The sequence below is a fragment of the Nitrospira sp. Nam74 genome, assembly GCF_965152615.1.
This window is the reverse complement of sequence record NZ_OZ224220.1, coordinates 965,594-990,020: the sequence shown is the minus strand read 5'-3', so window position 1 is coordinate 990,020 and position 24,427 is coordinate 965,594. Positions and strand designations below refer to the sequence as shown.

The following is a 24,427-nucleotide window of genomic DNA, read 5'->3' as shown; positions in this document are numbered from 1 at the left end:
TCAGTTCCACTCTCCTCTGAGACTGAGACTTGCGACATTGCGATTAAACGTTAAGTCACTTCCTGAGAACGACTGGCTAAACTGCGAGTGTGTGAATGAACCAATTGCACTGATCGACCGCGTGATGGTGTAACTCAGGGACATAGACAACGCATAGGAGTCAAAATTTAACGGTATTTGGCCGCTGGTAGATTCGTTTCTTGCGTAATTCGCACTTCCCGTTAGTGATAGATCTCCAGAAAGATTATAGGTGGTTGATACAGTGATGACTTGACTAAGCAGTGGAACAGCTACAACAAAAAAACTGGGGAAGACTGAGCGAGAATAACGCAACATTGCTCCACCATACTCACGCTGCCACTGCAGGGAAGCATCAACGACATAGGTTATTGTTGCACTCGATCCACTACCAATTTGCGTTAACCCCACAGAGCCATTGCCCGTTAAGGTTGAGGTCAGCTTTCGGTTCCACCCCAATGTTCCTCCTTGAGTTTTAAAACTTGAGCTGAAGACGCCGTCCTGACCGAACTCCGCACGAGAGCCTTGATAGTTCAGACTCAACACGTCAAGCGCTGTGACCTGAAATTGAGGGCCGATACTATAGTTTTGGAAAGTCGTATCGAAGAACCTTCCGACGCTTGGCTGGACCAATACAGTCCCGAATCGCATTATGGAATGTGTATAGGTCCCTTGTAGCGTCACGCCAGGAGTGAACTGGTATGCCGCGGTAGCCATGGCCATGTTCATGAGAGCATTCGCACGCGACGCCTGAATTCCTCGCACAAAAGTGTCGGGAACCTCACTTCCTGATTCAGGTCCAATAAAGGCCAACGGTTTTGGCGTAAACATGAAGTTATCGCTCACCTTCAACTTAGCTTTTCTGTCCAACTGTCCTATCAAGTCGTCCAAGTTCAGGTTAAGAGCAGCACTGGGCGCAATATAGTTGAACCCCGGATTTTTGACGTAATACTCTCCGGTCAAGGATGTTAATAGACTCCCTGATATCAGCCGTCCTGAATGGTCAAGCCTGAGTTGAGGTGTAAAGGTGGTGACATAATCTTCGAGATTCTTTCCTTGTATGAAAAAGACATTGCTATCGTACCGCTCAGCAATTGTCAGTGCCGGAATCAGCTTGGTCTCTGATTGAACCAACAATGGCTCTGCCCAGAGCTCTTGGGGAATCAATACCGCTAGGATTAGACCCGTGACGACAAAAGGTGCCGTTGGGAGATCCCGCCCACTAACCCTATGGCACCACAACGATGTCCCCCGATTTCAGGACAAAATTTCCTCGATCTCCTTTTCCGCTTAGAAGTTCGCTGTAGCGCACGGGAATACGAATCTCGTGCGGTCGTCCATCACCATTGACTTCAGTCGTCACCACCTGCATCCTGTTTTTTGAAGCATAAATCGTGAAGCCACCTGCTACTGCTATCGCTTGTAGCACTGACGTATTCGATTTGAGTTGGTACTTTCCGGGTTTCTGCACTTCGCCCAAAACGAAAATGTTGTAGCTGTTGACTTCTTTAACGCTGACCGACACGGACGGGCTTTCCTTGAATTCCTTGAGCCGGTCCGCGATCCGGGCCGCAAGCTGGTTGGCCGTGAAACCACTGGCCTGCACATCGCCAATCAGCGGCATCGAGACCATGCCATCCGGCCTGACGACGGTCTGGCGTGATAGGTCCTGATTGCGCCACACTGTTATTTCCAACACATCTTCGGGCCCTAAAAAGAAATCCGTTGGAGTTGTCTGAGTTTCTTTCAGATTCCCGGAACGAGACGTACATCCCGCGACGGCGACGATCAGAAGAATCGCTAGACATGCCGAAGCAGTTTGGTTCAAAAACTTTACGTTCATGGCATCAACACCATTGTTTCCGCTGGAACCACCACGGTGTCTCCAGGCTTGAGTTCAACATTCTGACGAGAGCCGTCACGCAGGACGATATCGTCGTAACTTGCCTTAATCCGTTCATCACCCGACCCGTTATCAACAAATCGAAAGACCACCATCTTGTTTCGCGACGCCATGGGGGTGAACCCGCCGGCCATCGTGATGCCCTGCAGCAGCGTCGTCTTACTCTTAAGTGGGTACCTTCCCGGCTTTTGCACTTCACCCAGAACAAACACCGTGTAGCTGTTCACTTCCTTCACGACGATGGCAATCGACGGATTTTCCTTGAACTCCTTCAGTCGTGCTGTGATTTCCTCCGTGAGCTGTGATGGAGTTCTTCCCACCGCCGTCACGTCGCCGATCAAGGGCATGGAAATTCGCCCATCGGGCCGGACTGCCACCACCTTAGACAGGTCCTGATTCCGCCAAACCGTGATTTCGAGCACATCCTCGGGTCCAATGATGTACTCCTTCGTCACAATCAACGAGGACTTCTCAGCCGTTTGATGCGCTGTAACGGGTGCCGGCGATGTGACCGTGCTCGGTAGGCTCAGTGCAGACGTCGAGGTGGGTGACTTGGTCGCTATGGGCGCCGCCTGCTGGGCCAAGGCCGCTCCAAGTGAGAGCCCGACATACAGCCCAGTTGTTACGCTCCATATAAATAGACGATTCATACTGCCTCCTGGCCGATGAGCCTTTATCGTCTTGGAATCTGTCGCAAGGTTTTCACGAGAAAGCCGTGGATTAGAGTACAAACTTGAGTCCTACGAAGTGTAAATCCTGTGGCCCCATTGGGAGCGGTCGAGTCCAGGCGACTTCTGCCAACGTCGGGATGTGGGTTTTCTGGATCGGGATAGGCACGTGCACCTTGAGGAGCTGCAGGAGGCCTGGCGCATGATCCATAACGAGCAACATGCCGCCCGAGCTGATGTTCAGGGTCAGGGCCTTGCCCTGTCGACTATGGAATTGCTCTTCGAACAGGTCCGGATCGATCGGGCTGGTGCTCTCATACTCAATCGGGCGAATCATGGTGACTCGCTCGCTATGTTTTTGCTGGCTTGGCGCCGTCCGCCACTCCCAGTCCGGTGCCGCCATCATGTCTCCTCCAGTCTCCATCCCGAGATGCACAGCCATATCGTGTCCCATTAAGTAGTGCTGTTTAGCGTACCATCTTGAACGAGGGTGTCAAACCTGCTGTCCTATACCCGCGCATGTGTAAGCTACAGTACTACCTTAGTTTTCCTAGCTCAATCCATCTGAAGTACTGTTGTGCCCCCTACGAAAGAAGCATGGTTGATTTCACCTTCGCCACAGTGCCGACAACCGCCCTCACTCCTTCAATGCGACTTCCGTACTTAGTACATCGTCGTATTTTTAACGAGGATACTCATGCGAGCGTTGCGTATATAACTTCATCAGTAACATACTGAATAACTTATCTATTTATATGACTGCTTAGTTGTAGTAATTATGTTTTTTCGCAGATCTTCGACTTTAGTCTGATTGATTATTTTCGAACTTATCTATATGGTACCAACCTAGGTAAATTGGATCAGGGCCGAAAGTACGATCAAAGGGAGTGACATGAACAAGGGCACGGATAGGGGCACGACAATGGAAGCACCGGTTGGATTTTATCATGATTTACAGGGGATAGCTGACTTACGTGGAGGACCTGGACTGATCATCCTGTCGACGGATAACCGGCTGCTCCATATGAATCGACGCGGCTGGGAGCTGATCCGCCATATTAATGACGCTCAAACCGTCGCCGAGACGGTTAAAGCCGGTGGATTGCTTCCCACGGCCGTCACTGACATCTGCACAGAAATCCACACCCTTCTTAAAGGACAGTTGGCATCAAAGGATTGGGAACAGCTCGAGGTGAGGCGCTTGGTCGGCGACCCGAAACGACCGATCTTGCTCCGCGGATTCGGACTTCCGGGACCGGACTCTCGTGTCTTAATCGTGATGGAGGCGATGGGACGGCGAGAACGCGTGGCGCAACAAATTCAGGAACGTTTTCAGTTGACCAACCGCGAACAAAGCGTGGTGCAAAACCTAGCCAAGGGATTTACGAACAAGGAAATTGCCTCAGCCCTGGGGATTACCGAGCCCACCGTTAAAGCTCACATTAAGCACATCATGGAAAAAACGAAGTGCTCGACTCGCACGGCGATTGTCGCGCAAGTGCTGCATGGCTGAGCGCCACTTGTCCTAGCTAGGATGTTGAAAAAGGGCGGCAGCTTCGTTCTCGTCTCGCCACCATCCTGAATGTACCCCACAGGGTACACCTGCGGTGTTGGCTTCCCCTGCAGCCTTGCTGCACGACCTTTTTGAACATCCTATTGGATAGCTCACCGGAATGTCAGAAGGATTTTCAAGATCCCGGCAAAGCTGCTGGTCACCCGCCACACATTCTGCTCAACAATCCTGAGGTAGGACGTTGAAAAAGGCCGGCAGCTTCGTTCTCGTCTCGCCAGCATCCTCAATGTACCCCTGGGCAAGAGTCGGTCTTGGCCGGCTCAGGGCTGGGCGGGTCAAATGTTGGTACACCTCCGGTGTTGGCTTCGCCTGCGGCCTTGCTCGGGAAGGAATGCGTCTGGGCGCATTTGGGGTGGGCGGGTGCAATTGTCGACCTTTTTGAATATCCTATTGGATAGCTCACCGGAATATTAGAAAGATTTTCAAGAACCCGGCAAAACTGTCGGCCACCCGCCACACATTCTGCTCAACATTTGTTACACTAAGCTTTAGCCTGGACTATTCGTGAACACCTACTACAGCGGCCGATCCTCTCGCCCGGCGGGGCTTTTCTCGTTCGATCTCCTCGACGGACCGCAAGTACGCCTGCGTCGCCCTCACTTGCGAGAAGTCCCGGCGGGCTTCCCTCTCAGCCGCTTCGTGACGGCATTCATAAATAATCCAGGCTAGGAAGACCTTGGCATTGTCGCGCTGCATCTTGGTAAGCCCACACATACATGAATGAAGCCTGGCGCTGGACGCCCCTCAACGAGAAAAAGGCCAGGCTGCGCTTTGGCGTCACCGCCTACCGACCAGGGCAACGAGAGCTGATTCAAGCCGTCATGGACGGCAAGTCCGCACTCGGCATCTTGCCCACTGGAGGCGGCAAATCACTGTGCTATCAGCTGCCCTCACTGTTTCTACCACGGGCGATTGTTGTCATCTCACCGCTCATCTCGCTCATGCAGGATCAGGAAACCAAACTGATAGGCCAGAATATTGAGGTGGCCAATTTGAATTCCACCTTGTCGGCCACTGAGGAGCGCGATGCCATCCAAGATATTAGAGACAGGGAGCCGGAACTCATCTATATCACGCCTGAGCGATTAGAAAATCCGGACTACCTCGACATCCTCAAACGGTCGGGGGTGTCACTAATTGTGGTGGATGAGGCACATTGTGTGTCGCAGTGGGGCCATGACTTTCGCCCTGCGTATCTCGCCATCCGCGATGCGATTCGAACGTTAGGACGGCCTCCCGTGCTGGCCCTCACCGCCACCGCGACGCCTGACGTCATAACCGACATCCTGAAGCAGCTCGACATTGAGGACGCCCTGGTCGTTAATCACGGCATCGAACGTCCCAATCTCTTTTTCGAAGTGTTCAGGACCGTCAACGACGACGAAAAGTTTGAACGTCTTATGCAGATTGTTCACGCTACACACGATGGACCGGGCATTGTGTATGTGCCGACGATCCGGCAGGCGAATGACCTGCATGCTCGTCTCTTGCAACAACAGATTCGCGCAGGCCGTTACCATGGCAAGATGAACGCCAACGACCGCGAAGAGACGCAGCGTGCCTTCATGAGGGACCATTACCAATTCATCGTCGCCACCAAAGCGTTCGGCCTGGGCATCGACAAACAGAACCTGCGGGCCGTCGTCCATTATGCCTTTCCCGACTCCATCGAAAGTTACGTCCAAGAAGCCGGACGTGCCGGACGCGACGGCCAACCCGCCAGGGCCGTCCTGCTGTACCGGTTAGAAGATCGGCGGGTACAAGCCTATTTTTTGGGCGGAAAATATCCACACCGCGAGGAATCGCTGCGGGTCTATCAGACGATCAGTCAACTCTCCAAAGACAGTGGATCGGAGAAAGGCGTGACGGTGGCGTCCGTGGTCGACGCGACAGGACTGCACAAGAATCGCATCAAAGTCATTGTGGCGCTGTTGGAGGCGACCGGCATTATCGAGCGTGGGAGGCGTCTCCGAAAACTTCGCGAGTTCTCCACCAACGATGAGTTCGATTCTTTTCTCAAAGAATATGAGCAGCGCCATGCCGACGATCGCGATCGGCTCGATCGCATGATGCGCTACGGGCAGACGACCATGTGCCGCGTGCGATATTTGGCGCGCTATTTCGGAAACGAGCCTCCGACAGACTGCGGCCATTGCGACAACTGTCGCGACGGCCTGACCAACACGGTCATCGATACTGAACGCAAGCCTCGAGGGCGCCGATCACCGTTCGATCCACGGCTGCCACGCAAACGAGCCAAGACTGCCCAACAAGGGTAGAACCCTTCAGGATGATGAAAAAGGGCTCCCTTCCAACATAGAAGGCGCTTCCGTCTCCTTCGTATGGCCGATTCAAGGCCAACGCGGAATGCTGATTCACGTCTCTCGTATAATGTGACATGCCCCTGATCGAATCCATCTTGCTGTTGCTTGTGGTTTCTCGTATTGCGGGGGAAATCGCCGAGCGGTACCACCAGCCGTCCATGATCGGCGAAATTGCCGCCGGAATTCTGTTAGGCCCCTCGATCCTTGGCCTCATTGCGATGACGCCGCAACTCAAAGCCATCGCCGAGCTGGGTGTTCTGTTGCTCGTCTTTCTCGCCGGTATGGAAATGGATCTCCATGACTTGCGCACAGCGATGAAAGGCAAAGGTATTTGGGTCGGCGTCATGGGATTCGTGGTCCCGTTAGCACTGGGCATTGCGGCAGGATGGATCTTTGGTTTCGATATGACGCGGAACATTTTCTTGGGGCTGTGCATCGCAATTACCGCCTTACCGGTCAGTGTGCGCATTCTCATGGATCTCGGCGTCCTGCAGACGAAGCTAGGCCGCCAGATTATCTCGGCCGCCATCTTAAATGACGTAAGCGCCCTGCTCATGTTGGGCATTATTCTCGAAATGCAGCAGGACGGTGGAAATTGGCGGACGTATATACAAGGCGCATTCTGGATTCTCGCTAAGACGTTGTTCTTCATGGGATGCGTGCTGCTCGCGAGTCACCTGATCCGGTACTCGAGTGGACGGATCCCGTTGTCCCGGCAGTGGCTGAACCGGTGGCTCGCAGAGCTCAAAGGCAAAGAAGCTTTGTTTGCCCTGACCCTGCTCTTTGTGCTGATCTTCGCGGGAACGTCGGAGCTAGTCGGTCTTCATTTCGTCGTGGGAGCATTTTTTGGGTCCATGCTGTTGAGCCATCAGTGGTTGGGGGTTGCGAACTTCAAGGAAGTCCAGAAAACAGCGTCCCGCATTACCATGGGATTTCTCGGTCCGTTGTTTTTTGCTGCAATCGGCCTGGAATTCAATGCGTCGACGCTGTCCGACTGGCCATTAGTCGTGACGGTGTTGGTGATTTCTTTCGTGGGAAAAATCGCAGGCGGGTTTTTAGGGGGACAGTTGGCAGGGCAATCGACGCAGGACAGTATTGCCCTGGGGATAGGCTTGAATGGCCGAGGGATTATGGAACTGGTCATCGCCAGTATTGCCCTGACGAATGGGTTTATTGACCAAAAGATCTTCTCGATTCTCGTCCTCATGGGCACACTCACGACCTTCGTCACGCCGCTCTTGTTGCAAGCCGTCCTTCGACGAAGCGGCACACTCGGCGAACAGTTACGTCCTCCTCATCGTTCCGCTCAGACCATGACACCACCCTGGTTGCCCGTGCCTCCCGTCGATGCCAATACGATCAATGATCCGCCGGTTGCTAATCCCGATCGTAAGTCCACTCGCCAGAATGCGACCTTGACCTTCCCCTCCGCCGACCTAACGGCCAACGATATGGACCCCGATGGAGATGTCCTGACCGTCATAGCAGTCATGGCCAATGATGATACCCACGGCACCGTGCGCCTCGCCAAAGACCACGTGACTTATGAGCCTGATCGAGGGTTTACGGGTTCTGCGACCTTCGGATACCTCGTCAGCGACCAGCAGGGCGCGACGGCGATCGGCACGGTTCATGTGAGAGTCATTCCATAAACGTCCCCTCCAGAATTTATCTCTCAGGGCCGTCGTCCGACATCCCCCTTCACAATGACTGATAGGCGGTACCGAGCACAGGTGATACATAGTCACATCATGATTGATACCGAAGACACTTCAGCCGTTCTGCCCCATCGTCTCTTGCTTATTGATGATGATCCGGCGCTCTTGATGGCATTGCCCGATACGCTCCGGTCACGATTGCACGGCTGCGTTGTCGATACGGCTGACAATCCCGACGTGGCGCTGCAGCTCGTTCAGGATAAACCCTATGACGCCATTATCAGCGACATTCGTATGCCGGGCATGGATGGCGTGGCCTTAACAATGAAAATGCGCGAAGTTCAGCCCAGCACGCCCGTGATTCTGATTACCGGCCACGGCGAAAATGGCCTTCGTGGACAGGCCTCAGCGGCAGGGGCATACGCGTTCCTGACCAAGCCTCTCGATGCCACGTTCATTGTCGCGTTACTTCAGCAAGCCCTCCAGGAACGACGGTGGCAGCAAGCCCGTTCCTGCGCCCTCCAATAACCTCAGCGCCGGGCCTCCCGGAAATTCGCACGACTCTTTCATTCTTGACGAGCAACTCCTTCATCTACCCCATTGTTGTCCCTAAGCCTCATCAGTTGTGATCCGGCCCTGCAACAAACGATGGAACGAGAGCTCCTCCGGCAAATCCCATGTCTTGGCAAGTGCCGGCTCGCGGGAATTCCGTGGGTCAATACAACGGACCCAGCTTGCTCTCGCCGCTTAGCGGCGGCTTGATGGAATAACCGGCTCACGTACTGCCTACACACGATTCGCAACATTGCCCTGCTATTCCTTTGTAGGCTGTCGGCACTACGCCTCAGTCGTGTGCCTCCGATTGCGCCACGCCATTACCGCCAGTAGTCTATGGCACAGACACTATTCGTCTACTTTTTGCCATTCAAGGAGACCACATGAAACAACGAGAACAATCTGACGAGAATTTTGACGAAAATGAGCAGGGAGAAGAGGGCGGCGTCAACGCGGTTGAGCTCCTAAGAGAAGACCATCGCAAGGTGCAGGACCTATTCGAGGAATTCGAAGGCGCCGACAACCGCTCACGGCAACGCATCGCCGATCAGGCGTTGATAGAGTTGGAGATTCACACCAAGCTTGAGGAAGAACTGGTCTACCCCGCCATTCGGGACGCCATTGATGAAGAAGACTTGATGGATGAGGCGTTGGAAGAACATCACGCTGTTGAGCTTCTGATGAAGGAACTGCGCAAGATGGGACCGAAGGATGAGCGCTATCGAGCCAAGTTTAAGGTCATGGCGGAGATGGTGAAGCATCACATTGAGGAAGAGGAATCGCAAGTTTTTCCCCAGGCTGAAGAGTCGGATCTTGATTTGATGGAATTGGGACAAGACGCCATGATGCGCAAAGAAAAATTGATGGCGAAGACGAGTGCAGGGCCATCGCGCTCGAAGAAGAAATCGTCCAAGTCGGCTGGTCGCGGGCGAAGTCGAAAACGAACGGCGGCCTAGGCCGCATGCGTGGCTTTTGGCAGGATGATGAAAAAGGATCGCCAGCTTCGTTCTCGTCTCGCCAACATCCTCAGTGGACCCCAGAGGGTACACCTGCGGTGTTGGCTTTGCCTGCGGCCTCGCTGGACGACCTTTTTGATCATCTGCGAGATCTCGTTTGAGCTCCTTAGCCGCTTCGCGACGACATTCATGAATAATACGGCGTAAGCCGGGCGAACGAATCCGATAAGACACCTCCAGGGCCGAAGGATCCAGTCCTTCGGGACATCAATATTGACGCAGTCTCATCGACGCCCGAACATTCAAAAGAATGTTCGCGGCGACGTCGAGTCCTGCGTTTCTAGGCAGGCGGTTTACTATTAGTGGAGGCACTACCGTGCAGGCAACATTGCAGCATCTAGACCTTCCTTCACAGGATGGAACTCCCGACGTGCGACAGGGCTCGATCCTGTTTATCGGTACCGCGACGGTGCTCATTCGGTACGCCGGGTTCACCATCCTCACAGATCCGAATTTTTTACATCGGGGAGAATTTGTGCACTTGGGATATGGCCTGCGGTCGCGGCGACTCACTGAGCCGGCTATGGGATTGGCTGATCTGCCTCCCCTTGACGCCATTGTACTGTCGCATTTACATGAGGACCATTTCGATGGGGTCGTCGAACGCACGCTGGATCGCGCCCTCCCACTCGTCACGACCCCAAAGGCCGCACGGACGCTCGCGAAAATAGGGTTTCATCGAACGGTGCCGCTCCGGACGTGGGAGGATGTGACAATGGCAAAGGGCTCGGTACGTCTGCGGCTTACTGCGATGCCCGGCCGCCATGGGCCGTGGCTCTTTTCACGCCTGCTTCCGCCCGTCATGGGAAGCATGCTCGAGTTCGAGACCACCACGGGGGAGCCTCTCTTCCGCCTCTATATCACGGGTGACACACTCGTCCACGATGCGCTCCATGCCATTCCCCGGCGGTATCCCAACATCGATCAGGCTTTGCTTCACCTCGGCGGCACGCGCGTGCTCGGCGTCCTGGTGACAATGGATGCAAAGCAAGGCGTGGAAGCGATCAAGCTCATTCGACCAACGCTTGCCATTCCCGTTCACTACAACGATTACACAGTCTTTAAATCGCCTCTCAGTCACTTCCAGAAAGAAGTGCGCTCAGCCGGACTCGAAGAAAGGGTTCGGTATTTGAGTCATGGCGAGGCGTATACGTTTGATGTCCCACGCCAACGTCCGCGAAGCCCTCAGCCGGCGTAGCACGACAGTCGACAGCCGTCGCAGCGCCCATCGAGTCGAAGTGACATTTCAACATGGGAGGAACGATCCATGTCGCCGGATCAATCGAAGCCGAAACCCAAACAACAACAGCCATCGCAACAACAGACACGTCAACCGGGCATTGAGTCCGAAATGATCCCTCGCCCCAAAACTGACGATCCTGACCATCGGGGCAGCCAGAAACTCCAGCACAAGGTGGCGCTGATCACCGGCGGCGATAGCGGCATTGGCCGAGCCGTGGCGATCGCGTTGGCACGGGAAGGCGCGGACATCGCCATCGTCTATCTGAATGAGCATAAGGACGCCGAGGAAACGAAGCGTCTCGTCGAAAAGGAAGGGCGCCGATGTATGGCCATCGCGGGTGACGTCGGTCACGAGCCGTTCTGCCAGGACTCCGTAGCCCGTACGGTCGAATCGCTCGGCCGGCTCGACATTCTTGTCAACAATGCCGCGGAGCAACATCCGCAGGACAGCATCGAGAGGATCACCGCGGATCAACTCGAGCGCACCTTTCGGACGAATATCTTTTCATGTTTTTATATGACGAAGGCCGCTGTGCCGCATCTACCGGAAGGGAGCGCAATCGTCAATACGACTTCCGTGACCGCCTACAAGGGCAACCCGCAGTTGTTGGATTACTCCTCTACCAAAGGCGCGATTGTGGCCTTTACCCGGTCCTTGGCGCTTGGCCTGGCGGAGAAAGGCATTCGCGTGAATGCTGTAGCCCCCGGGCCTATCTGGACCCCGCTGATCCCGTCCACCTTTCCAAAAGAAAAAGTCGAGACGTTCGGTTCCAATGTTCCGCTGAAACGCGTCGGGCAACCGGAGGAAGTCGCGCCAAGCTATGTATTCCTCGCGTCGGGCGATTCATCATACATGACCGGGCAGGTGCTCCATCCAAATGGAGGGACCATCGTCAACGGTTAGTGTTGGCGCACTCACTATGCCGATACCTGGCGCGGTATTGTCTCTCTCTGAGTATGGGGCTCGTGAGGCGCTCATCGACCGGCTACGGGCGGACGTACACACGCTGGCCGGTGATATTGGCGAACGCAATATCGCCTGCTTCGAGAATTTGCAGCGGGCGGCTTCGTTCATCCGCACCTCGGTGCAGTCTTACGGACTCGCCGTGTCGCGATACACCTATGAGGTCAATGGTCGTTTTTGCGACAATCTGGAAGTCGAAATGGCCGGCCCCATAGGTCGTGATGAAATCATCATCATCGGGGCGCATTACGATTCAATTCGCGGGGGACCAGGGGCCAATGATAATGGCAGCGGCGTCGCGGCGCTGCTCGCTCTCGCCCGCCTCTTTGCTCATGACCGCTTCGGCTGCACTGTCCGCTTCGTCTTCTTTGTGAATGAAGAGCCACCGTACGTCCGCACCCCAAAAATGGGCAGTCTTGTCTATGCCAGGGAATGCCGGCGGCGAGGGGAACGCATTGTCGCCATGTTAAGCTTAGAAACAATTGGCTATTTCCCTTGCCTGGATCCGCCCTTGCGTGATCCCTGGCCGGTTCGCACGTTACTACGACCATTTCAAGGGAACTTTCTCGCCGTGGTTGGTAATCGGCCGTCGCGCCGTCTGGTCCGTGACGTCGCGCGCTGGTTGCGTCAAGGCACCCGGGTTCCCATTATGCCGGTCTCAGTCCCGGGCTTCCTGCCCGGAGTCAAATCGTCGGATCACTGGTCGTTTTGGCAATGCCGATATCCCGCTCTCATGCTTACCGACACGGCACCCTTCCGATATCCCTTCTACCACACGACTCAGGACACACCGGACAAGCTCAGCTACCGGGCACTGGCCGATGTTGTCATTGGTCTTCGCCATGCCATCGCTTCTCTCTCGGACACGGTCAGTGGCGTCAATGTGCGGACTTCCTACGCCAAACACCGATAGAACCCATCACACAAATTGAGACGCGCAGGAGAGTCACTGCCTGATACCCCTACGCCGGCGGCACGGGGCAGAATGAGGCTGTCACACAAGAGGAGGTCCTATGGCCCAGACACCACGAGAAGACACCAATGCCGTCGATATGCTGAAAAAGGATCACGAAACTGTCACCGATCTGTTCGGTCAATTTGAACGGGCCGAGGTTGGCGAGCGTCAGGCGATCGCCACCCAGATCTTCAATGAGCTGACTCTTCATACCATTCTCGAGGAGGAGATTTTTTATCCGGCCGTGCGCGAGCACATCAACTTTGAGGATGTCATTGAAGATGAAGAAGTGAGTGAAGAAGCGTCATCAACCGAAGAGGAAGAAGAGTTGGATGAAGACATGGATGTTGAAGAATCGGATGACAGCGACGATATCATCGCCGTCTCATATGAAGAGCACCAAATCGTGAAGGATCTTATTCAGGAACTGAAGGGGATGGACGCGCAGTCCGCCGACTACAAGACCCGCTTTGGTGAACTGAAAGACGCCGTGCTGGATCACGTCTCGGAAGAGGAAGAGCTGATTTTCCCGGCTGCCCGTCTCAAACTGGACGTCAACGCGCTTGGGGAACAGATGCAACAGCGTCGGATTGCGGTGGCCTCGTCCATGGCTGCGTGAGCTGTGAGGCCACGTACAGCACGCTCTGTGGGACTGGAGCCGGCCCCTCGTGTTGGTCGTACTGGAAGACGATGATCGCTCGCTGAGTCGAGACGCGGCCCGGATGGTCGCCTATGCGGTGAACACTCGCTCGCATGTGACGCTCGGCTTGGCGACCGGTGGTACGCCCATGGGTATGTACCGCGAGTTGGTCCGGCTCCGCCGCGAAGAGGGGCTCGATTTTTCGCACGTCGTGACGTTTAATCTGGACGAGTATCTGGGCCTTCCGCCACAGCATCCGCAAAGTTACCACGCCTACATGGCGCGACATTTTTTCGATCATGTCAATGTCCGGCCGGAGAACATTCACATGCCGGAGGGAACATTACGAGACTCGTATGGTGAGTATTGCGCGTGGTACGAAGGCTGTATTCGTGAGGCCGGAGGGATTGATCTGCAGATTGTAGGCATTGGCAAAGAAGGCCATCTCGGGTTCAACGAAGCGGGATCAAGTCTCAACTCCAGGACACGGCTTAAAACATTGGCGACGCAAACCCGTAAGGACAACCGTCGCTTTTTCGGTCCGCACGAGGAGGTTCCGGAGTGCGCCATTACAATGGGACTAGGCACTATCCTGGAGGCGAGGAAAATTCTCTTGCTTGCGTCAGGTGAACACAAGGCCCATGCCGTCGCGGCAGCCGTAGAAGGACCTGTGACGGCGTCTGTGACGGCATCGGTGCTGCAATTTCATCCTCAGGTGACGGTGCTGGTCGATCAGGAGGCTGCTGCCCGGCTGCGCCACATTGACGACTACCGGCGAACGATGGACATGACGCGGAAGATCACCCCTCAACGCTTGTGGGGCCTTGAGTCATAAGCGTGACGCACGCTGATCGATCGGCATCACTGCCCTTTTCAATTCCTGCTACTCATGAATGGATAACTCCCGACTCGTGCTGTGGCGCGCGCCCCGATCGTCCATGACCGTCAGCGTGACGGTGTACCGGCCCGGGGAGCGATACACGTGTGTTGTGGCCGGTCCCTTCTCGCTGGTCCCATCGCCATACGTCCACTGATAGCCGACAATCCCGCCATCCTCATCGCTCGACGAGCGTCCGTTAAAGGAAAGAGGAACACCGGTCCGCCCCTCCGTCGGCCCAGAAACAGCCGCCACAGGGAAGTGGTCTCCCGCCAGACGGGCCAGGACATTCCGCGTCATCTGCTGGGCGCCGGCATGCAAACGCGATGTGCGCAACAGAGGGACGTTAAAATCATCCAAGCCCCAGCTCCATTGAATCGATCCCGTGGCAAAGACCGTGGCACCGCTGGGCCACTCATAGAAGACCAGGTCCGAATAGTGCGGTTGCTCGCCGATGGTGTAGGGAGAATGGGCGACCACCGTGACGGATCCGGGTCCGGATCCAAACACCCGATCGACCTCATACCCTAAGAGACCCGGAAGATGATCTGCGGGCCGAAGACCGGTCCCGCTCGTCACCCAGGAACCCGCATTCGCAATGACCACGTCGGAGTCCACCGGGTCCGCTTCGTACATGACGCCAAGCAACGCTTCTTCAGGGCTGTTCACGGGAGCCCGCCGCCATCGACTCGTGACTCGATGATCGTTCGTCGGGTCACGATCGAGCACGTAAGGATCTTCGTGAAACTCATCCTCGGGGTCTTCCTTGTATGAGACGATGGTTCGGTACCGATCCCCACTCATCAGACTCGGCTCGAATCGGATTTGCCAATAACAGACATTGGCAGAGAAAAACGCGAGGCTCACACCGTGATCCCGCGCATATTTGACATGGTCCCGCATCTCCCAGCTCCAGTACTCATCGTGCCCAACGGACAGCCATCCGCGGTGATGCATTAACAAGGTCGGATCGGCATGCGTGTCGACATTCGTACAATAGGTTACGTCATAGCCTTCCCGTTCGAGCCACCGCACCATGTTGTATTCCCAGCCCGCAGAAGAAACCCGGTCGCCCGGTGAATTGTTCGTCAAAAACTCTCCCGCTCCTCCGCCGAACGCCGCGACGGGATTCTCGCTGGGAGCGTAGGGCCGATTGAAAGAGACTTTCCTGGCCGCGCGTCCCACACTGTTGAACTGATAGAGGGACTTTCCACCCCAATTGTTATAGGCCTGAAACGTGGTGACACTCGATTGATATAAATAATCCGAAGGGCGCTCATCTTCACGCACGACAAAGATGATGTAACTCTGCTTCCCGCTGACCGTTGTGAGCTTGGCAAGGTAGATGCCGCTCAACCAATCACGCGGATCCGAGGGATTGGCGGTGGTCAATTCGTAGGGATCCGTCCAGCGGCATTCGATCAATCCCGTCTCTGGGTCCGGCTCCGGTATCGCTTGCACAGTACCCGGACGTTCAATAGGTCCAACGACGCGTCTGGCCCCGGCACCGCCGTACCAGCCCATCCGATAGATTTCGATGGTATAGGACGATTCATGAGTATTGACGAACAGTTTGATCGCCTTGCCACGGTTCACACTGGTGAGAGACGCGTAACCTTCGATTTCTCCGTATTCCGCTGGATTAGTGAGGTGCCACGCCGCACTGCCGGGGCGAGCATTTTCCAGTTCGACCGGCGTCGAGGCGCTTGCCCAGGTCGGCATCAACAGACACAGAAGCAAACACGCCCACGCGGCATAGCCCCACCGGCTTGGCCTTGTCGTATTCAAAGACACAATGGACTCCATTGTTGGAGGTGGATTGACCGGCATGTTAACGCTGGCATGGATTGACAGATTTTGTTCTGGTCGGCGCAGTGCACAAATCGGGATCCTGTCGATTCCGCTACTGTTTGGTGGGCTGCGCGGTTCGTCGTTTCACCAACCGCTCAAGCTGGCCTCGCATCTCTTCTGCGGGTAAATGGATGCGATCGCCATGTCCGGGCAAGACCCATTCAAAGTGCACATCGAGAAGCCGCTCGGTCGACTGCTCCAGATCGTGTTGATTGGCCACATACACCCGAGGGATGTCCAGCCTTTTGCAGTCCCGGTCCCACCACAGATGATCGCCGGTAAATAAATATCGCTCGCCATATAGGAGCGCCATGCTGCCCGGTGTATGACCGGGCACCGGAATGATCTGAAACTGCTTGGAGACCGACACCGTTTGGCGTCCTTCAATGACCCATTCGGCCTCGGGAGCAGCCATCAGGTCGGCGCGATGAATAATGCGTGTCGCTTCAAACCGTTTGGCGTACCGTGAGGCGTCAGCCACATCATCTTCATGCGTCAGAAAAATATACCGCAGACCGCCTAAGCGCTCAAACGCGTCCACCAGGTGCTTGAGATAGCGTGGTGAATCAATGAGCCAATTGCCGTCCGCGTGCTGAAGATAATAGCTGTTCCCGCCGAAGGATTTGTCAGAATTGAACCCTGCATAATAAAGACCCTGATCGAGGCGAAGTGGAAAGCTCGCCATGGCCTCTTGCCAATGTTGATGATCTGAGTCGATGACGCCGATCGAGCCGACCGGGCAGGCGATCATGGCTTGATACGCCCGGTGAACTTCCAGTTTACTAGCGGGCTGGTGAAAGACGGACGAAAAGTCCTCCTGCTCCTGAAACGTCTCAGGCGCCAGCTGCCGGCAAGCGTCGCAGTTAATGCAGGTCGAGTCGACAAAGAAATTCCCAGGGATATTGGCGGGAAGTTTCTTCTTAAAATTCGCCATGGCATACCATACCACGTGACTGAGGCATCGTGTAGGGGGAAGGCTGCAATGGAGAAGTCCATCCTTTCGCCATGATAGGATAGTACAAGCAGTGTGCGTAGGACATCATCCGGATGGGCCACCGAGGCACCCGTCGCGATCATCACTATGGTTACTCCTCCATCAGAGCCGGCGAACGCCACAGCGGATTCCTCCCTGGATCTGAACAGTCCAGGGCTGTTTCTCAACCGCGAGCTGAGTTGGCTGCAATTTAATCTCCGAGTGCTCGAAGAGGCCGAGGATCAACGACATCCCCTCTTGGAACGCGTGAAGTTTCTGGCCATCTACGCGACGAACCTAGACGAATTTTTCATGATCAGGGTTTCGGGGCTACGATGCCAGCTCAGTGGCGTGGCGACGGAGGCGCCGCCTGACGGCATGACGCCATCGGAACAAATTGCCGCCATCCGTCAAGAATTGAAGAGACAACTGAGCCGCTACCACGCGTGCTGGAGCGAGGACGTGCTGCCGAAGCTCCGCGAGGCAGGCATTCACATCGTGCATTATGGAGACTTAGCCGACACCGAGCAGGAGCGGCTGCGGCAGTATTTTTTGCGCGAGGTCTTCCCGACACTAACCCCGCTGGCCTTCGATCCTGCTCATCCGTTTCCACACATTTCCAATCTCAGCTTCAACTTGGCGGTGGTGGTCAGAGATCCCGAGCGCGGTGAGTGTTTCGCTCGCCTGAAATTGCCTGACGTGTTTCCGCGGCTGGTGCCCGTCCTGACCCAACCCGGAAATCATGTGCCACAGACGGACCTGCCCAGCACCGGCAAAGGGTATAGCTTCGTCTGGTTCGAAGAAATCGTGGCGGCCAATCTTGAGACGCTCTTTCCTGGTCTGGAGGTGGTCGCGTCGTATCCGTTTCGTGTGACCCGCGATGCGGAGCTTGCCATTGAAGAAGACGAGGCGGCCGATCTCATCACGGCAGTTGAAGCCCAGGTTGATGAGCGTGAATTCGGATCCGCCGTGCGCTTGGAGTTGGAGCGCCACACACCTGATGATATTCGCGATACGTTGACACGCAATCTCCAATTGGCACCGTATCTCGTGGATACCGTTGAGAGCCCGATCGGCATGGCGAGCATCATGGAACTGGTCGGCCTAGATCGTCCGGATCTGAAAGATCCGCCGTTTCAGCCCAGGATTCCTGCCGTGCTGACTTCACCGGGTAACGTATTTGATGCGGTCCGGCATGAGGATGTGCTGCTGTATCATCCTTACGATAGTTTCGGTCCTGTGGTGGATTTCGTCCGTCAAGCCGCGACTGACCCGAACGTGCTCGCGATCAAGCAAACGCTGTATCGGGTGAACCCGAAATCACCCATTGTCGAGGCACTTATGGAAGCCCGGGTCAACGGCAAGCAGGTGGCGGTGGTCGTGGAGCTGAAGGCGCGCTTTGATGAAGAAAACAACATTGCCTGGGCTCGGAAACTGGAGGATGAGGGCGTGCATGTTGTCTATGGCGTACTTGGACTGAAGACGCATGCGAAGCTGTGTCTCGTCGTGCGCCGGGAATCGGATGGCATTCGCCGCTATGTACACCTCGGCACGGGCAATTATAATGTGGCGACCAGCAAGATCTATACGGATGTGAGCTATTTTACCTGTGATCCGGCGATTGGCGCTGATGTCACGCACCTGTTCAATGCGCTAACCGGATACTCACACAAGAAAAGTTACGAGAAACTCTTCGTCGCTCCCATTACCATGCGCCGGCAGATTCTGGAACGGATCGAACGTGAGATTCGCCTCCACCGGGAACATGGCCATGGGTATCTCGGATTTAAGTTGAACGCCTTGGTTGATAAGCCGTGTATTCAGGCCCTGTATCGCGCCTCACAAGCCGGCGTGAAGATCGACCTCCAAGTGCGGGGCATCTGCGGATTGCGGCCCGGTATCCCCGGCTTGAGCTCTACCATTACGGTCACCTCCGTCGTCGGCCGCTTTCTCGAACATGCCCGCATCTATCATTTCCGGAACGGTGGTCAGGATGAAGTGCTGGTCGGCAGTGCAGATCTCATGCCGCGAAATCTCGATCGCCGCGTCGAAGTCCTCTATCCCGTGGAACATCCGCGCCTGCGCGAGACCATCATCACGGACATTCTTGGAGCCGGGCTACGAGACAATCAACAGGCTCGGCGTCTATGTCCGGACGGCACCTACGAACGTCTGAGACCGGCGGCTGGCGAGACTCCAATGAGTTCTCAAGACTGGCTGCTCACGCATTGGAATTCAGATTCGAAATCTTTGAGCACGCCCTCCTCTCTGCGAACTTCTCCTCCTTAAATAGATTAAATACATTACCGATCTGTCATGCTCTCGTGTTACATGTGGCATGTAGCTACATCGGGGCACAGGTATCGAAGTGGAGCCAGCGTGAGTCTCAGCACAATATTTCTGAAACGGGAAGTCTAGACATCATGATCACTGCTTTTACCTTGATTGAGGGCCGGCTCATGCAAGCCCCGATCACATCCAAAGAGGACTTGACGAAAAAAGAGACCCTGTGGATCGACCTGGTGTCGCCCACCGAACATGAACGTGAACTGGTTCAGTCGGTTTTTCGCTTAGAGCTACCGGAAGACGACGAATTGAAGGACCTTCAAGCCAGTGCGCGCCATTACCAAGACGAGCATGGCATCCATATCCAGTCGACATTTGTACAAAGTTACGAAGATGGAGCGTCAAGCGTCAATCTTTCCTTTACTCTGCACGACGGGCGATTGCTGACGGTCCATGAAGAAGACCTGACGTTCCTTCGCTTGTTCAGGATGAAAGCACGCGCCGGACCGGGAATGGTCCATGATGCGGTGGGGATTATGCTCGCCTGTTATGCGCTCTCCGTGGAACAGGATGCGGACGTCTTGGAAAAGATCTACAAGGTCTTAGACCAAATCAGCATTCTGGTGTTGGACCGACACAAGGAGATTACGGATCGAATCATGCGGGATAATATCGAGCGCATAGCGAGCCAGGAGGATCTCAACGGAAAGGTTCGCTTGGATTTGATGGACAACCGGCGCGCCTTATCGTTCTTGCTGCGCAGCCGAATCCTCTCGCCGGATCAAAATGAAGAGGTGCGCGGGATATTGCGGGACATTGAATCGTTGAACGGCCATACAGGCTTTATCTTTGACAAAATCAACTTCTTAATGGACGCCTTGCTTGGGATAATTAGCCTCGCACAAAATAAGATTATCAAAATTTTCTCCATTGCCGCCGTCGTATTCCTTCCGCCGACATTGGTGGCCAGCATCTACGGCATGAACTTTGATTTTATGCCGGAGCTCGGATGGCCATTCGGCTACCCATTTGCCATCCTGGTCATGATCTTAGCGGGAGGCACACCTTATTGGTATTTCAAGCAAAGGGGTTGGCTGGATTAGATCTTACCAAACGGGTGCGTGTCTGCATTGATCCAGCCTACGGAACAAGGCACACACTTTCCAAAGAGGGTAAACGGAATGATTGAGGCGATTAGAGCCATCGCCGCATAAAAATAAGGCTTAGGAACTGACGGTGCGATATCGAGTCGTCACTCGTTCCACACCCTCACCAAGGGTCTCTCCGGTTTTTAACATAAATGAAGAACGCGTACCGAGCGCGTCTTCAAAAAGAGCGAATTCACCGTGCTCAGTCTGCCAGACACCGCAAAAACGTAGACCGTTCAAGCGGTGAAGTTCGTCGTGCAATTCTTTCATGTCGACGTTCTCCATGTGTAGTCCATTGGCCTACACAAAGTATAGCAACGGGCCGACAAATGTCTACGGTGTCGATGCCCTAGAACAGAGTACGTGCCTCTCCTGAATCCCAGATGACTCATACCTGCCATCCATTCAATATGCTGCGAGGCGCTGTTGACATAGTGTCAACTTATTTTTCCGTGTGCCTGCGGCATCTGGATCCCAAGACATTTTTAAACACACACAGAATCAATAGGTTGGCATCCCTATCAATGGAGATACTGCCGACAGGGCTGTAGCTCCAAGTCGGAAAAGACGACACTCACCGATTTCCTGCCATCACCCGTTCTCTTCATAGCCTTGTCAATCAGATGGTTACGTATTGGACTCGATTTTGCTGGAGCTCCTTGCCAGCAAGTGATGTTCTTGCATCGAGATACTGAAACAGATGCGCCGTGCATGTCTCCCGCAACCAGAGACAAGATTTTCACAAAGCTCACCGCCGTAGAGGAGGTTTCAAAATGATGAGCCGTAAGTCGCTTCTAGCTATACTGATGACAACCGCGGTTGCTGCCTGTATGGGAGGCGCACCGGGTGCACATGCGGTTGAAACGGTGATCCCGCAGAGTGCGCTGGTGTCTTCCACTAACTACTATACCGATACAATTGGCGGGGGGATTGGTGATGTGGTCGTCATGACCGGCGGGGGCAATGCAGCGGGCGTTGGCGATCCCACCGGCCGCAATGACGACGGGTTCAGCGGACCAAAACCTCTCGGCTTTACGCTGAATTTTTTTGGGACAAATCAAACACAATACTGGGTGAATAACAACGGCAACATCAGCTTCAACAATGGCATCTCGGCCTTCACACCGAGCGGCCCAACAGGCGCGCCGCAGCCCCTCATCTCCCCATTTTTCGCTGATGTGGATACACGGGGCGCACTCAGCGGTGTGACACATCTCAGGACGAATATCGCCAACGAAATCATCGTGACCTGGGATCAGGTCGGATACTTTGGTGCACATGACGACAAGCTGAATAGTTTCCAACTGGTGTTGCGCGGCCCCGGCTTTGCCATTCCCGCTGGTGAAGGACAGATCGGATTTTTCTACAAGGGCATGAACTGGGAAACTGGCGATGCGAGTGGAGGCACCGGTGGATTCGGAGGGACGCCCGGCGCCGTTGGATTTGGCGACGGAGCGGGTAATGGGCAAGTGCTGGCTGGATCAACACAAAACGGCATCGCAGGAGTGGTTGCCAATCATCATATCTGGTTTAATTTAGTGGGCGGTGTCCCAGTGGTCATCCCCCCGACACCTGGAGGAGGCGGGACGGGACCTGCCGTCCCCGAACCAGCCTCGCTGCTTCTTCTCGGTAGCGGACTTGCCGCTCTCGCAGCATGGAGAATGCGACGACTATAAGACGTGCATGGGTTTCATCGGGGCTCATTTACTGTGATCGTCTGTGAATGAACCCCATCAGCCTCTCGATCTCTCTTCTTAAACTCGCTTCACCCTTCTCTGAATCCGCACACTATCGTTTAAGGGAGTAAGGCCCCCCTCATCGGGTGACACCGTCTCTGGTCAGCACTTTTCAACAGATCTGCCCCGCGGATGGGACTATAGCTTCCTATCAGGGACATTAGGCGGCGACTCGCCTCTTTTCCATTGTCCACCCCCTGTCATCTAGGTTATCCAACCCCTCGACCTTGATCACCTCGATCATCTTCGTCCGAGGTCCACCCGGCCTTCATCTCCGAAACGGCGGAGTTCCTCAAGTCCTCGCAATGTTGAGCCGATATAACGATCAATTAGGAGGTGACGTATGAAAGATCATCCGCAACCGCTTGTATGGAATTCCTGCCGGGGACGCGAGCTGTATCAAGAAGTAACAAAGTTTCATGTACCTGGACATGGCCGCTACGGCGACTGTCCTGGATGTACGTTGACGCGAAAAATGGAACATCAGATGTCCCTTTCGACCCGGGCCTCACAGGAATGACCTTTCCGCCGATTTTAAAGACGCTTGTCTCGGCGCCAGAACCAGGCCTGCGTCGTTTGATCGCCTGGGACCACGACGCCCCTGCGGACGAACTGGTCCTTTTGGGCGAATGACCCCGATCTCGGCGTTTGACTAGCAATTGCCCGAAGAGCCTCAATTCCGTTCGTGGCCTTCACCATCCTTATTGAAGACAGATCCGCCCTGGTTCGGCGAACGATCGACTCACGCCGTGACGTTCCGGCCGTCCTCCTTGCGGCTTCGGTTGAAGATGATGCAATTTCAAGTTCGGTTGAAACTGGCCGAACATCCCTCGATCGACGAAGAGACTCTGGAGCAATTGGCATTGGATGATGAACCACTCATACGCCTCTTAGTCGTCTCACCCCCTTCCTGTCTCCATCCCTTTTTGAACGACTCGCTGCAGATTCCAATGGCGCTGTGCGGCGAGCAAGTCGTAAACGTTGGGCCGTCTCAGCCGTTAAATCTATTCCGGGCATCTGGACGAGTGATCTGGACGAGTGAGTCGTAATGCCGGACCCCTAGAATATCCAATTGTCCCCCTACGCGGACGAGGATAAACCCATCCCTGTAGGCGCATCCCGATCGACCATAATTTTCTGGATCAGCTACACTTCTGTGTCGGAACACAGCCATGCCACTAGTCATCGTTTTATTTATTGGAATACTTGCCTTCGGTCTATTTGACCTCACCCTCGGTCGGTCGCTGCCCCTTTCAGCCCCGTTGCACTCCGTCCAGGAGCCGGTAAATCGCCCGACCGAGAGTGTAGACGTGCCGTCCATCAAGACTGTGGCGACCTCGCAGGTCACGCATTGCCAACCTCACGATACGGCCTGTCAATTGCTCGCGCTCTACGACTTTGTCGTGGCTACGGTGATGCCGGAAGCCAAACAAAATCCGTGGCTTCATGCCCCACAACACCCCGCTCGCACTCTTTCTATTAAGACCGGAGATGCGGCTGACATTGCCGTGTTATTGTCTTCTCTTCTTGATCAGCAGCGCATTCGCAACTATTTGCTTGTGCTACCGAAGGACAGCTATGTTCTCGCCTGCGACATCACCCCTACTGCACTGCATCATGCGGGCGGGAATTGGCCGCCGGCCACTTCGGCGCTCGATGCTTATCAACTCACTCCGAGCGATGATCCAACCGCTCTTCAGACCCCAAATCGGATCGATGCTTATGCCTTGAACGTCGGCGATGCGCCATGCCCCTGTGTTCTCCTTGACCCGAGTGCCCCCAGCAATGAACAACCAGGGAGCCCTCTTCCACTCCAGATGAACGGTTCCGCTATGCGATTGATCTCAACGGTCAGCGCCACCGGCTGGTCCACTCGGGGTCATGAATCGGGCGGCTTTGCAGGTTCACCGAGAAACAGTGCTTAACGAGCATATTTGAGATCTGCGACTTCCCGCTAAAGTTCTCCTCTATCTCTTGTCTACTCTATCGGGTATACGCGCAACGCACGTGCCGGTGGGCGCGCGCTACGATAGCCCATGA

22 protein-coding genes are annotated in these 24,427 nt (G+C 54.9%); 15 read left to right on the top strand and 7 right to left on the bottom strand.

The genetic code is table 11. From position 1 onward, the window contains the following. From ACWHYZ_RS04845 to ACWHYZ_RS04830, 4 genes are all read right to left on the bottom strand, one after another. Positions 1-1,152 carry a hypothetical protein gene (locus ACWHYZ_RS04845; RefSeq protein WP_447986158.1) on the bottom strand — a complete coding sequence of 384 codons (1,152 nt, stop codon included), beginning with the start codon at positions 1,150-1,152 and terminating at the stop codon, positions 1-3. Between the two features lie 94 nt (positions 1,153-1,246). Next, positions 1,247-1,861 carry a polysaccharide biosynthesis/export family protein gene (locus ACWHYZ_RS04840; protein WP_447986157.1) on the bottom strand — a complete coding sequence of 205 codons (615 nt, stop codon included), beginning with the start codon at positions 1,859-1,861 and terminating at the stop codon, positions 1,247-1,249. Further along, positions 1,858-2,571 carry a polysaccharide biosynthesis/export family protein gene (locus tag ACWHYZ_RS04835; RefSeq protein ID WP_447986156.1) on the bottom strand — a complete coding sequence of 238 codons (714 nt, stop codon included), beginning with the start codon at positions 2,569-2,571 and terminating at the stop codon, positions 1,858-1,860. Before ACWHYZ_RS04835 ends, ACWHYZ_RS04840 begins: the two co-directional genes overlap by 4 nt. Before the next feature lie 70 nt (positions 2,572-2,641). After that, positions 2,642-3,031, bottom strand: a complete 390-nt coding sequence (locus ACWHYZ_RS04830; RefSeq protein WP_447986155.1) for a PilZ domain-containing protein — start codon at positions 3,029-3,031, stop codon at positions 2,642-2,644. A 450-nt stretch (positions 3,032-3,481) separates the two neighbouring features. On the opposite strand from ACWHYZ_RS04830, the gene ACWHYZ_RS04825 reads away from it, so the two are divergent. The 10 genes from ACWHYZ_RS04825 to nagB all read left to right on the top strand — a co-directional run bounded on the left by ACWHYZ_RS04825 (position 3,482) and on the right by nagB (position 14,351). After that, the gene (locus ACWHYZ_RS04825; RefSeq protein ID WP_447986154.1) at positions 3,482-4,102 is read left to right on the top strand and encodes a LuxR C-terminal-related transcriptional regulator; all 621 of its coding nucleotides are present in this window, start codon (positions 3,482-3,484) and stop codon (positions 4,100-4,102) included. A gap of 776 nt (positions 4,103-4,878) precedes the next feature. After that, a complete protein-coding gene (locus ACWHYZ_RS04820; protein WP_447986153.1) occupies positions 4,879-6,441 on the top strand; it encodes a RecQ family ATP-dependent DNA helicase in 1,563 nt (520 codons plus the stop codon). Positions 6,442-6,560: 119 nt separating this feature from the next. After that, positions 6,561-8,138, top strand: coding sequence for a cation:proton antiporter domain-containing protein (locus tag ACWHYZ_RS04815; protein WP_447986152.1), 1,578 nt, complete (start codon positions 6,561-6,563; stop codon positions 8,136-8,138). A gap of 99 nt (positions 8,139-8,237) precedes the next feature. Next, positions 8,238-8,672 carry a response regulator gene (locus ACWHYZ_RS04810; protein ID WP_447986151.1) on the top strand — a complete coding sequence of 145 codons (435 nt, stop codon included), beginning with the start codon at positions 8,238-8,240 and terminating at the stop codon, positions 8,670-8,672. Positions 8,673-9,082: 410 nt separating this feature from the next. Further along, positions 9,083-9,655 (top strand): hemerythrin domain-containing protein, encoded by a 573-nt coding sequence (locus tag ACWHYZ_RS04805; RefSeq protein ID WP_447986150.1) that lies wholly within the window; start codon positions 9,083-9,085, stop codon positions 9,653-9,655. 376 nt (positions 9,656-10,031) lie between these two features. Next, positions 10,032-10,913, top strand: coding sequence for an MBL fold metallo-hydrolase (locus tag ACWHYZ_RS04800; protein WP_447986149.1), 882 nt, complete (start codon positions 10,032-10,034; stop codon positions 10,911-10,913). Positions 10,914-10,982: 69 nt separating this feature from the next. Further along, a complete protein-coding gene (locus tag ACWHYZ_RS04795) occupies positions 10,983-11,861 on the top strand; it encodes an SDR family oxidoreductase (RefSeq protein WP_447986148.1) in 879 nt (292 codons plus the stop codon). 16 nt (positions 11,862-11,877) lie between these two features. Further along, complete coding sequence (locus ACWHYZ_RS04790; RefSeq protein WP_447986147.1) at positions 11,878-12,834, top strand: M28 family peptidase; 957 nt, start codon at positions 11,878-11,880, stop codon at positions 12,832-12,834. Positions 12,835-12,934: 100 nt separating this feature from the next. Further along, complete coding sequence (locus tag ACWHYZ_RS04785) at positions 12,935-13,495, top strand: hemerythrin domain-containing protein (protein WP_447986146.1); 561 nt, start codon at positions 12,935-12,937, stop codon at positions 13,493-13,495. Positions 13,496-13,544: 49 nt separating this feature from the next. Then, on the top strand, positions 13,545-14,351 hold the full coding sequence (gene nagB, locus ACWHYZ_RS04780; RefSeq protein WP_447986145.1) for a glucosamine-6-phosphate deaminase: 807 nt from the start codon (positions 13,545-13,547) through the stop codon (positions 14,349-14,351). A gap of 48 nt (positions 14,352-14,399) precedes the next feature. Here nagB and ACWHYZ_RS04775 read toward each other — a convergent pair whose 3' ends face one another. Both ACWHYZ_RS04775 and ACWHYZ_RS04770 read right to left on the bottom strand, forming a co-directional pair. Next, on the bottom strand, positions 14,400-16,187 hold the full coding sequence (locus ACWHYZ_RS04775) for a N,N-dimethylformamidase beta subunit family domain-containing protein (protein WP_447986144.1): 1,788 nt from the start codon (positions 16,185-16,187) through the stop codon (positions 14,400-14,402). A 109-nt stretch (positions 16,188-16,296) separates the two neighbouring features. Further along, complete coding sequence (locus ACWHYZ_RS04770) at positions 16,297-17,178, bottom strand: MBL fold metallo-hydrolase (protein WP_447986143.1); 882 nt, start codon at positions 17,176-17,178, stop codon at positions 16,297-16,299. A gap of 93 nt (positions 17,179-17,271) precedes the next feature. Here ACWHYZ_RS04770 and ppk1 point away from each other — a divergent pair, with 93 nt between their 5' ends. After that, complete coding sequence (gene ppk1, locus ACWHYZ_RS04765; protein ID WP_447986142.1) at positions 17,272-19,506, top strand: polyphosphate kinase 1; 2,235 nt, start codon at positions 17,272-17,274, stop codon at positions 19,504-19,506. Positions 19,507-19,640: 134 nt separating this feature from the next. Beyond that, positions 19,641-20,606 (top strand): magnesium/cobalt transporter CorA, encoded by a 966-nt coding sequence (gene corA / locus ACWHYZ_RS04760; protein ID WP_447986141.1) that lies wholly within the window; start codon positions 19,641-19,643, stop codon positions 20,604-20,606. A gap of 120 nt (positions 20,607-20,726) precedes the next feature. Here corA and ACWHYZ_RS04755 read toward each other — a convergent pair whose 3' ends face one another. Continuing rightward, positions 20,727-20,921 carry a hypothetical protein gene (locus tag ACWHYZ_RS04755; RefSeq protein ID WP_447986140.1) on the bottom strand — a complete coding sequence of 65 codons (195 nt, stop codon included), beginning with the start codon at positions 20,919-20,921 and terminating at the stop codon, positions 20,727-20,729. Positions 20,922-21,424: 503 nt separating this feature from the next. On the opposite strand from ACWHYZ_RS04755, the gene ACWHYZ_RS04750 reads away from it, so the two are divergent. The 3 genes from ACWHYZ_RS04750 to ACWHYZ_RS04740 all read left to right on the top strand — a co-directional run bounded on the left by ACWHYZ_RS04750 (position 21,425) and on the right by ACWHYZ_RS04740 (position 24,312). Continuing rightward, positions 21,425-22,327 (top strand): nidogen-like domain-containing protein, encoded by a 903-nt coding sequence (locus ACWHYZ_RS04750; RefSeq protein ID WP_447986139.1) that lies wholly within the window; start codon positions 21,425-21,427, stop codon positions 22,325-22,327. Positions 22,328-23,175: 848 nt separating this feature from the next. Next, positions 23,176-23,436, top strand: coding sequence for a hypothetical protein (locus ACWHYZ_RS04745; protein ID WP_447986138.1), 261 nt, complete (start codon positions 23,176-23,178; stop codon positions 23,434-23,436). A gap of 123 nt (positions 23,437-23,559) precedes the next feature. After that, on the top strand, positions 23,560-24,312 hold the full coding sequence (locus ACWHYZ_RS04740; RefSeq protein WP_447986137.1) for a hypothetical protein: 753 nt from the start codon (positions 23,560-23,562) through the stop codon (positions 24,310-24,312). Positions 24,313-24,427 lie beyond the last annotated feature (115 nt).